This window comes from Synechococcus sp. R3-13 (assembly GCF_047462195.1).
Classification (GTDB): Bacteria; Cyanobacteriota; Cyanobacteriia; order Thermostichales; family Thermostichaceae; genus Thermostichus.
This window is the reverse complement of sequence record NZ_JANSIO010000070.1, coordinates 1-7,385: the sequence shown is the minus strand read 5'-3', so window position 1 is coordinate 7,385 and position 7,385 is coordinate 1. Positions and strand designations below refer to the sequence as shown.

The window sequence follows — 7,385 nt, the reverse complement described above, 5'->3', positions numbered from 1 at the left end:
TGAGCTTATTATTGACTAGAGTCATGCTCTCACCGACCGGCGGAAGATGGCTGTTGAGATTATTCTCAACAAACAGGCCGGCAATTCCAGCTCTGGGTTTGGCTTGGTCTCTAGCGAGGGCCGTAGGTTGTCCAATAGCCGCGTCCTTGTCTTTTGGCTGCATCGGCAGCTTCAGTAAGAATGGGGCCGTACTTCAAGCCATCGGTTTGTGGCGACAACAGGCCATGCCCCAAAAACAGCATTTCCTGGTTGATGAGGGTATTGGCTTGCCAAACGTAGGCAGGCAAGGTGGGAGCAGGGGCTAGGGCAGGATCCAACTCCAAAAACACCTCACGTCCCAGCAGAGCAGTCTGCAGATATTGGCCAGCATTGTAAACTGCCAGAGGGGTTTGTCCGCGCAACTCCGTCCAGTTGGGGTTGATCGGGTCAGGCAAGGGATCGATCCCGATCAGTTGCACCAGCCGCAAATTCAAGTCTCCTTCAAGCTGAACAACCAGGGTGTTGTAGTTGACCACCCGAAACACGGTTGCACGTTTGAGGTCGCGCAGATCTGGACGCGCCACCAATGTTAAAGCCCAACCGGGCAATGTCGAGAATATCAACGGCAAGGCCAGAAAGCTGCCCAGCTTGATCAGGCTCCGTCCATTGGATGCCAGCAGGGATCTGGAGCGGGGGGAAGTCGGAGCAGAACGCAGGGATTTTTGCAGCATGGACTTTAGCCGTTGCATGGCGGACTTGACGATAGGGATGGTTCGCATGCTTGACCTTTGGATCTCACACCGCCCTCACACCGCCGCCTACTGGGCTTCAACGCGGGATCCGGCTCACCTGCCGTCACTCTACAAAAAATTGGGGCAGATGGGTCAGGTCTGGAAAATCTCTCTCGATTTTTGTCTTGATTTTTAGATGTGCTACCCATCCGGTCAGCAGTTGTCAGCGCTGACAACCTGTGGTTGGTCATTTCGATTCAAACTGGGACACTGTACCCACACCTAAAACATGCATGAAACATGCATGGGGCCACAGGGCTTTTCTCAGCTGCCCAGGCGTCTCACCCTAAACTGAAGTGACTAAGTCCTTCCGAGCAGCAGGATTGTCTTTTGGTCTTCTCTCTTTGCGAAGGAAAGGGGGAGTGCTTGGAAACCTTTTCAATTCAGTTTGAAACAATTACAGTTGTCCAACTCTCAAATCTCTCAAAAGCGCAGCCCCTAGAGGGTAGCAGGGTTCTTTTCGACTGCTTCGGACAAGAGGGAGTTGACCAGCACGGTTACCAACCCCAGTCGATTGCCCGCCAAAATATCCGTCAACAGGCGGTCTCCCACCATAGCCACTGCTTCTACCGGCAAGCCCATCTGGGCTACGGCCCGCCGCAAGGCCCGCCGTGAGGGTTTCCCAGCGCGGTGAATGTAGGGCAGGTTCAGGCTTTCTCCGATTTGTTGGATGCGGCTGCGATTGAGGTTGTTGCTCACCAGCCAAATTTGAAAGTGCGGACGCAACTGCTCCAGCCAAGCAGCCACAGCGGGATCCACCTCAACCTGTCGGCTCGGCACCAGTGTACCGTCTACGTCAAAGATGATGCCTTTTACCTGCCAGGCCCACAGGTCTTCTGCCCGCAACTTTAAGACAGTGCCGGCCACCACCAGATCCGGTTGCAGGAGCTTGAACCAAGGTTTGTGTACCATCCGCTCCTCGGCTAAGGACTTGGTTGAGGACTGTGGTGGGATCCCTGGGCAGCTTGCCGACGCTCTTGAATAATTTGCAATTGGGCTGCCTCGTGCTCTGCTAGGGTTTTGCTGAAAATGTGAGTGCCATCGTAGCGGGCCACGAAGTAGAGATAGTCGGTTTGCTCAGGCTCCAAAACGGCTTTTAAGCTGGCCAAGCCCGGGCTGGCGATGGGACCGGGGGGCAAACCCGGGTTGAGGTAGGTGTTGTAGGGAGAGGGGGTGCGCACCTCCGCAAGGGTGAGGCGGCGGTCTGGGGTTTGCCGGATATTCAAGGCATACTCCAGCGTCGGATCGGCTCCCAGGGGGATCCCTTTCTTAAGCCGGTTCAGAAAGACACCTGCAATCAAAGCGCGTTCTTCCGGCACCACGGCCTCCCGCTCCACAATGCTGGCCAGGGTAACCCACTCGTGCAGAGACAGGGAAGTGGTGTGCTGGCGAAACAGGGGCAGGGCCACCGCGACAAATCGCTGCAGCATGGCGTCGACCACCATCTGGGCCTTTTCCCGATCCGGCAGGGATCCCTCCACCTGTTCGATGGGGAAAAGATAGGTGTCTGGGAACAGGTAGCCTTCTAGAGAGCTCAAGTGGGGGGGCAGCCAATCGAGGGGGGGAATCACCCGGGTCACGGCAATGAAGGCATCGGCTGCCAGCCAGTTGCGCTGGGCCAGAGCCTCTGCCATTTGCTCGATGCGCCAACCCTCCGGGATGGTCAGACGTCTTTGCAGGATCCTTCCCTGCCGCAGTTGCTGGGCCACGGCCAGCATGTCCTGGTTGGGATCCAAAGCGTAGGTGCCCGCCTGAAACACCCAGTCGCGCCCGAAGGTGCGGCTCCACAGCTCCCAAGCCAGAGCTGAGCGAATCACCCCTGCTTGGCGCAGTTTTTGCCCGATCAGACGGCTGCTGCTGCCCGGCTGGATTGTTACTTGGATCGGTTCTGGGCCGCCCACCGGCTGGAGCCAGGTCTGCCACTGCCAGTAGCCCAATCCCCCGACCAGAACCAACAGGAAAATCAAGCTCTGCAAAAGACGCCGACCCCAGCGTTCGCGTAAGCGTTGCGTAGCAACATGGGGTGACCTGGGTATAGCGCCTTGGGCAGCAGAGCATTTGGGCAAGACGGGATCCTTTTGGGCCGAATGCTGAACCTGATCTGTCATTGCCTTTCCCTCCAAACGGCCTGAGCACACCCTTGAGCCAGGCTATCCTTCGGACTCAATCCTGGCTAGGGCGTCGCCGGACTCTCAAGGCCGATTTCCCCCCTAACTTGGGATCAACTCTCCTGGGCTGGGGATCCCGTTGTTCTCGACCGTCCGCTGTCCGATCCAAGTGCCGATGGGTTCTCCCTGCACCACTCGATAAATATTGCCAGGGGTAGTCAGGTCAAAGACCACGATGGGCAATTGATTTTCCTTGCAGAGGGCGATGGCGGTGCTGTCCATAACCCGCAGATCGCGGTTCAGCACATCCTGATAGCTGAGGACATCGTAGCGGCGGGCCTGAGGGTGAGTCTTGGGATCCGCATCGTAAACTCCGTCCACCTTGGTGGCTTTGAAAATCACCTCGGCATCGATCTCCGCCGCCCGCAAGGCCGCAGTGGTATCGGTGGTGAAGAAGGGGTTGCCAGATCCTGCCCCAAAAATCACCACCCGCCCCTTTTCCAGGTGACGAATGGCGCGGCGACGAATATAGGGCTCCGCCACCTCCTGCATGGCGATGGCCGTCTGCACCCGGGTGGGGATCCCGGCTCGCTCAATGGCATCCTGCAGGGTTAAGGCGTTGATGACGGTGGCCAGCATCCCTACGTAGTCGGCAGAAGCCTGATCCATCCCTTGGGCAGCCGCCTCTTTGCGCCCGCGCCAGATGTTACCCCCTCCCACCACAATCGCCACCTGCACACCGGCCCGTACCACTGAGGCCACTTCGCCGGCAATGGACTTCAAGACCTCGGGGTCGATCCCGTAGGGGCGCTCCCCCATCAGGGCTTCACCACTCAACTTCAGTAGAATCCGTCGATATTTCATGCTTATCCGCTCCGGCCCACCCCTGCATACGATAGCAGGTTTGTTGAACTAGCTCCGCTCACAGGATTGACCGACAGAGCATCTCGACAAAAACAACCTTACTGCTGTTCTTCGCCAGCGCTGGCCTCGTTGTCGCGGGGGGCAGAACGGAAGCGGCGGCCATTGCGAGCACGACTTTTTTGGAACTGTTTGGCATATTCGCGGTTGCGCTCGGCTTTTTCCCGCTTCAGATTGCGTTTTTTGGCCATGCTGGTTTTCCTGACCGGTTGTCCGGACTCAAGTGAAGGTCCTCAGTTTGAAGTGTCAAAGTGAGGCGCTCTTAATCCTATCACGCTTTGCCGAAGCCATCCTGAAGCCCTCTGCTCAGCCGGCTATGGGCAGGGATCCCCACAACAAGACTAGGCCCATCACAACAAACCCCACGCCTGCCAGGGTTTTGATCCAGCGAGGTGGGATCAGGCGGGCCACCCAAGCTCCTGCCCACACCCCAATTAGGCTGGTGCTGATCAAAGCAGCAGCAGCGCCCAAAAAGATTACCCCAGCGTTTTGCGAGCGGGCACTGAGGAGCAGGGTCGCCAATTGGGTTTTATCGCCCATTTCGGCCAGCAGAATCGAGCCAAAGCTCACTAGGGCGGCCCGTCCGGCCATTTGCCGCAGCAAAAAAGACGGGGTTCGGCTGTCGTTGTCTTGGATCAACACGTTCCTCGGTTGTTCTCCACTCTGTCCTGCCGGGTTGGCATCGGCTGCTCAGGGAGGCTAGCCCTCTGGGAGCTTGTTCCCCCGCCACTCCTGCCATAATACATAGCCCCCGATCATCAGGAACCCTGCACCCGCCAACCATTGTAGCCAGCCCGGGGGAATGACTTGCCCCAGACCTTCCCCCAACACTACGCTGAGCAAACTGGCGGTCACCAAGGCACTGGCGGAACCGAAAAAGATCGCCCAAGGCGATTGGGATTGGGCACTCATGAGCAAGGTTGCCAACTGGGTTTTGTCGCCCATTTCCGCCACAAACACGGTTAAAAAAGTAACAAGCCAGAGCTGCAGCGGGGATCCCTCTGGGAGATTGCCGTCGGAAGAGGGGGGGTTAGGGAGGGGCGGTGTCGTCGGAAGTCCAATCTCGGGGGCGGAAGACAAGGCCAAACTCTCCCCGGCAGGCTGGAAATCCACAGCGGATCCATCCCCGTAGAGATAGTGCTGCCCAACGGCCAAGAAACCGAAACAGAGAGCCGAGGACAAAACAATCAGCCCCAAGCCCAGGGCCATTTGCCCCTGCCAAGAACGCGGCGAAGCCATGGCGTCAGATTCTAACCACCGACATGCAGCTTATCCTGTTTTCAGCCGCTTCTGGAGGAGACAAGGGCGCTAGAGTAAACGCTAGAGTAAAAGAATCAGGGGCGTTGGCCGAGCGGTTTAGGCAGCAAACTCATAATTTGCCTTACACAGGTTCGATCCCTGTACGCCCCATGGGGAGGATCCCTGCCGGACGAGGTTTCTGGGTTGAGGGCTGTTGACAGCGGGCCAAGTCGATCTCAATTCCCAAACTGGGAGGGCGGACATAGGACTGCGTTCCGCTAACGCGACCGAGGTCACTCTGGGCTGAGAAAGAACCGGTTGGGCACAGTTTCAAAGACGCGGGTTCAGCTCCGTGCGGGATCCCGTATCTCCAGAGCGAGGGATCCAACGCTCAGGCAAGGTGGTGGGGGATCCCCATTGGGACTGGAGCTGGCTGAGGAATTGTCCCTGCTGGGTGCGAAAGCCGACCAGATCGGATCCGCCATTCATCAGGGCAAACCAGATGTCCCCCTGCTCGGTTGGCAATACACCCGCCAAGGTGCTGACGCTCCTCAAGGTGCCCGACTTGGCGATCAAGATCCCCGGTAACAGCCGCCGTTCCAACACCCCCACATCCTGGCCGACGACGGCAAAAGCATCGGCAAGAGAGAGCCCCTGCTCCTCCAGAAGAGATTGGATCGCTCGAAGCAAAGCTACATTGGCCCGCGGAGAAATGCGGTTTTCCACCCCCAACCCGGAACCATTGATCAGGTGTAGCTCTTCGGGCGGGATCCCGGCGATGGCCTGGGCGATTTGGGCCACTTGGTCTGCTCCCCCCACCGCATCGGCCAACATCTCGGCCATGGAGTTGTTGCTGTAGAGGTTCATCAGCTTGACCAGGTGAATGAGGGGGGGGGACTCATGTCTGAGCAAAACCTGAGCGCCGGGCGGGATCTGCTGGGCAACCCGCACCGAACCCAAGATCTCCACCTGCGGTCTGGGTGTGCCGGGGGGTAAGGTTTGAAATTGGGCCTCCGCCTCTGGCGGCCAGCGCCGCGCATCCAGCCCCTGCCGCAACAGGGATCCCGATTGCGCCACATCCCGGGAAAAGTTCATGTAAAAGCGGCCCACCACCACCAGATCCCCGCGCACCTGGCGGATCCCATAGGCATTGAGCAGGTTGCCGACGGAGAAGGCTTCCTCCCAGACGAACAAGGGATCCTCCCCCCCCACCACCCAGAGATCCCCCTGCAGCACCCCGTCGGCTGTTGGCGAGCCGGTGGTCAGCCAAGGGGTTACAAAGCGATGTTGTGGGCCAAAGTGCTGCAAAGCGGCCAGTGTCGTTGCCACCTTGGTCAAAGAAGCTGCCGGCAAGGGTGTGGATCCCTGATGCTGTCCCAAAACAAGGATTCTGTCCCGCTGAGGCGAAGGATCCTCCATCTGCAGCCAAACCCCCTGAGCCGCGGGCGAAAACCCCCGACCGGCCAACTGAGCCAGATAAGTTTCCACCTGAGGTTGCAGGGATCCCTGCTCCGTCGCCTGGGAATGGGGAGACAAACCCAGCAACAGAATTGCCGCCGAGAGCAGCCCAACCCAGCTCGAAACCAGCCGCCTACCGGGCCAGCCCCACAGATGTCGTTCGTGCCGTGGCGTCAGCGTTGCGGAGCAACAGTGTTGTGTAGCACCATGGGGTGCCGCAGGCATAGCACTTTTCACGGAAAACACCCTCTAAACATCCCGGCAACCGAGGGGGCATCAGCTCGTCAATTCCCAGCCACCCTCTTCCACAGGCTCCACATCGATGGTGCCGGGGGGTGTTTGCCGATAAAAACGTCCGTCTGCAACAAACAGCGGCTCTCCACAATTGGGGCAAAAGAAATGGCTGCCCTCAATGGCTTGCGATTCTGACCCACACACCGGGCAGCGATCCGTCGTGATCCAGCGGCGCGCCCACCAGCGAAAGGCCAGGAGCACCAATACCGGCAAGGACAGCAAAAACAGCAACAGAGCCACCAATCCGGCGACCAGCCACCCCAGCCCGACACTGGTCAGCAAAGCTGCCAACGCCAGGGATCCCAGCCAGAACCCCCAGCCACCCAGAGAAATGGAATAGGTTTTGGGCTGCTCAAACCGCATTTTCGTTTTCCCTTCCCGATCACTACGCTTGCCAACGCTGTCAGGATGCCGCGGGCCTTTTCTTGAGTATGTTAGCCTAGGCGCGCCCGAACACCAGAAACAGTCCGCCACATGGCTCTGCTCTGTAGGCTAGCTCATCCCGGATGGATGAGGGATTGGGTTTCCCGCACCCTTCCCGAGGCTCTCCCGGCAGCCCATGCGCCTCAGCTAGAAATCGCAGGAGCCCCGCACT

General features: G+C 58.7%; 9 protein-coding genes and 1 tRNA gene. 1 reads left to right on the top strand and 9 read right to left on the bottom strand.

The annotated features are described in order from the left end of the window. Positions 1 to 110: 110 nt before the first annotated feature. From NW856_RS02325 to NW856_RS02295, 7 genes are all read right to left on the bottom strand, one after another. On the bottom strand, positions 111 to 758 hold the full coding sequence (locus NW856_RS02325; protein ID WP_414398898.1) for a thermonuclease family protein: 648 nt from the start codon (positions 756 to 758) through the stop codon (positions 111 to 113). Between the two features lie 450 nt (positions 759 to 1,208). After that, complete coding sequence (locus tag NW856_RS02320) at positions 1,209 to 1,682, bottom strand: YqeG family HAD IIIA-type phosphatase (RefSeq protein ID WP_414329713.1); 474 nt, start codon at positions 1,680 to 1,682, stop codon at positions 1,209 to 1,211. Between the two features lie 11 nt (positions 1,683 to 1,693). Beyond that, entirely contained in the window at positions 1,694 to 2,878 is a 1,185-nt protein-coding gene (mltG, locus tag NW856_RS02315; protein WP_414398897.1) for an endolytic transglycosylase MltG, read from the bottom strand. A 102-nt stretch (positions 2,879 to 2,980) separates the two neighbouring features. Next, positions 2,981 to 3,742, bottom strand: coding sequence for a UMP kinase (gene pyrH, locus NW856_RS02310; protein WP_011433861.1), 762 nt, complete (start codon positions 3,740 to 3,742; stop codon positions 2,981 to 2,983). A gap of 98 nt (positions 3,743 to 3,840) precedes the next feature. Further along, on the bottom strand, positions 3,841 to 3,990 hold the full coding sequence (locus NW856_RS02305) for a hypothetical protein (RefSeq protein WP_011433860.1): 150 nt from the start codon (positions 3,988 to 3,990) through the stop codon (positions 3,841 to 3,843). Between the two features lie 115 nt (positions 3,991 to 4,105). Continuing rightward, on the bottom strand, positions 4,106 to 4,441 hold the full coding sequence (locus NW856_RS02300) for a TMEM165/GDT1 family protein (protein ID WP_011433859.1): 336 nt from the start codon (positions 4,439 to 4,441) through the stop codon (positions 4,106 to 4,108). A gap of 57 nt (positions 4,442 to 4,498) precedes the next feature. Continuing rightward, positions 4,499 to 5,038 carry a TMEM165/GDT1 family protein gene (locus tag NW856_RS02295; protein ID WP_414398895.1) on the bottom strand — a complete coding sequence of 180 codons (540 nt, stop codon included), beginning with the start codon at positions 5,036 to 5,038 and terminating at the stop codon, positions 4,499 to 4,501. A 98-nt stretch (positions 5,039 to 5,136) separates the two neighbouring features. Here NW856_RS02295 and NW856_RS02290 point away from each other — a divergent pair. Continuing rightward, positions 5,137 to 5,209 (top strand) — tRNA-Ile (locus NW856_RS02290). A gap of 159 nt (positions 5,210 to 5,368) precedes the next feature. On the opposite strand, the gene NW856_RS02285 is transcribed toward NW856_RS02290, so the two are convergent. Further along, positions 5,369 to 6,574, bottom strand: a complete 1,206-nt coding sequence (locus NW856_RS02285; RefSeq protein ID WP_414398894.1) for a D-alanyl-D-alanine carboxypeptidase — start codon at positions 6,572 to 6,574, stop codon at positions 5,369 to 5,371. 198 nt (positions 6,575 to 6,772) lie between these two features. Continuing rightward, positions 6,773 to 7,153, bottom strand: coding sequence for a hypothetical protein (locus tag NW856_RS02280; protein ID WP_414389207.1), 381 nt, complete (start codon positions 7,151 to 7,153; stop codon positions 6,773 to 6,775). Between the last annotated feature and the right edge of the window lie 232 nt (positions 7,154 to 7,385).

Coding starts and splice junctions, on each gene's coding strand:
- NW856_RS02325 (WP_414398898.1), bottom strand. CDS start 758: ATGCGAACCATCCCTATCGTCAAGTCCGCCATGCAACGGCTAAAGTCC.
- NW856_RS02320 (WP_414329713.1), bottom strand. CDS start 1,682: ATGGTACACAAACCTTGGTTCAAGCTCCTGCAACCGGATCTGGTGGTG.
- mltG (WP_414398897.1), bottom strand. CDS start 2,878: ATGACAGATCAGGTTCAGCATTCGGCCCAAAAGGATCCCGTCTTGCCC.
- pyrH (WP_011433861.1), bottom strand. CDS start 3,742: ATGAAATATCGACGGATTCTACTGAAGTTGAGTGGTGAAGCCCTGATG.
- NW856_RS02305 (WP_011433860.1), bottom strand. CDS start 3,990: ATGGCCAAAAAACGCAATCTGAAGCGGGAAAAAGCCGAGCGCAACCGC.
- NW856_RS02295 (WP_414398895.1), bottom strand. CDS start 5,038: ATGGCTTCGCCGCGTTCTTGGCAGGGGCAAATGGCCCTGGGCTTGGGG.
- NW856_RS02280 (WP_414389207.1), bottom strand. CDS start 7,153: ATGCGGTTTGAGCAGCCCAAAACCTATTCCATTTCTCTGGGTGGCTGG.